Source organism: Loigolactobacillus iwatensis, from assembly GCF_003950295.1.
GTDB classification, from domain to species: domain Bacteria; phylum Bacillota; class Bacilli; order Lactobacillales; family Lactobacillaceae; genus Loigolactobacillus; species Loigolactobacillus iwatensis.
In genome coordinates, this window is the sequence record NZ_RHNP01000076.1 from 1 (window position 1) to 2,116 (window position 2,116).

General features: G+C 37.5%; 1 protein-coding gene. It reads right to left on the bottom strand.

Annotation, left to right across the window (positions count from 1 at the left end; all coding sequences use genetic code 11):
• On the bottom strand, positions 1-1,181 hold a 1,181-nt coding region (locus tag EKM98_RS11885), incomplete at its 3' end, for an N-acetylmuramoyl-L-alanine amidase family protein (protein WP_404802952.1).
• Between the last annotated feature and the right edge of the window lie 935 nt (positions 1,182-2,116).

The following is a 2,116-nucleotide window of genomic DNA, read 5'->3' on the forward strand; positions in this document are numbered from 1 at the left end:
TTTGCTAAGTGATACCAAGTTTGGTTTTCCTTATACCAGCCAGTATTCATACCACCCCAATTTGCTAAGTGATACCAAGTTTGGTTTTCCTTATACCAGCCAGTATTCATACCACCCCAATTTGCTAAGTGATACCAGGCGGTGTCAATATTCTTCCAACCAGTCTGCATAATACCTGACTTATTAAAATAATACCAAGTGGCTTCTTGTTTAAACCAGCCAGTTTTATTTTTCCCCTGATTATCTTTAAATACCCAGTTATTTTGTTCTTTTGCCCATCCTGTCTTAACCGCTGATACATTTGTTGCAGTAGCATCTGTGCGCGATAACACTTGCGGCCTACCCGTTTCTATGTAATTGGCCTGAGCGGCAGATTTTGCATTGACAAAAGCCGTATCATCATCACCATTGAAATTTTGGATATTTGCCGTATCGGCCGAACTCAAATCATTCGTAGTTTCATCTGCCGTTTGCTCAGTTTCAAAAGAAGTACCCTTAGCACTATTTTCAACGCCATCGGACAAATCTTTTTGTTCAGTTGTCATTGTATTATCATTGGCCACTTGCGTAGTTGAGTCGGATACATTAGTTGCCGAAGTTGCGGCCTGAGAGGCAGTGCTGGACACTTCGTTACCCGTAGCCACGGTAGATTGAGGTGCTGTAACACCATCTGTAGAACTGCTATTATTTGTTGTGATTTGGGCAGTTGTACTACCAGTTTGACTAGTAACACTCCCACTTTCGGCCGACAAACTACTTTCATTAGCGGCGCTGGCCGGAGCGGCTTGAGGTATGCCTGCGTAACTACTGGTATTTGTTACAACTTGAGCAACAGTGCTACTATTTTGGGCCGTAACACTTCCACCAGCCGCTAAACTACCCTCACTGGCTGCGGATTGAGATGCAACTGCCACACTATTAGCCTTTGTTGCAGTTACATTAGAATCAGATGTTATTGCCGTGGTGCCATTATTTGTCTGTAGAGTAACCTCGTTAATTTGTGAAGGTGTATCTGCTGTAATAGAAGATTGCGTAGTTTGATCAGGTTTTTGTGTTGTTTCCGCAGCATTCACACGCTGTGGATTAAAAGACAGGATCCCTAATCCAAAGGAAAATAATATAATTCCCTTAGTCGTCAAATACCTCGACTTACTTTGTTTTACTGTTGGGTGACTAATCATCAAAATGACTCCTCCAAATATACCTTTAGTCCATTACTGTTAATTCAATGATTTAACTATAACATTTTAAAATGGCAATCATGTTTCAGTTTTATTACTAATTTAGCCAATTCTGTAAAAAAAGTATTATGAATAAACTTGTAATTTATGAAAACACATTATCAACAAATAATTACGACATTTTAGTGTTCATTATTAAGATAATCTAGGAAAGGCAGGACATTAACCGCAAAAGCAGTTACATTTTCTACAATTAACGAACTTTTTTTAATTTGAAGACACACCTTGGTAGCAATATTATCCGTGTTCAATTCAATATCAAGTATGGTGCCTTCAAGATAGCTTGAACATGTTTTCCTAAAAACGGTTAAATTGATCATTTACGGGTCCCTATATATGCATTTTCCCATGTACTTTATGATCCAGCAGCAGCTCTCTCACTTTTTTAGGCCTAAATTATCAAACTGATTGCAAATTCTGATCATGCTAAACTCCATACAGTGTTTTCTCATTTAAATATTCTGAAACCTTTTATTTAATCGATAAACAAAATCGTTCTTTGATAATCTTTTTGCAGTGTAATTTACCATGATATTAAGTCCTCTTGTCACACTTCTACTATCATTTGAGAACGTTCACGGAAACAATAAAATTTAGTTTATGCCTTTTATAGCGCTCTTGAACAACAATAGGTGAACAATTCCGCCTGTTTCGTGATAATTCTGACCATAAACTTCATTTAACCAAGTTTTTCATATTTAGGCCCAATAAAACATTATTGTTTTTGTTAGAGCTATAGTCGCTCATTAACTCGCCTCAGCTGTAACTCGTTTATACGCCGCTTGATTATGTAATGATGTAAGCAGTAAATAATCGACCGTTTAAAAAAGGCAAACCGGCTTCTCGAAATTGAGAAATCGGTTTGTCTTTTACAT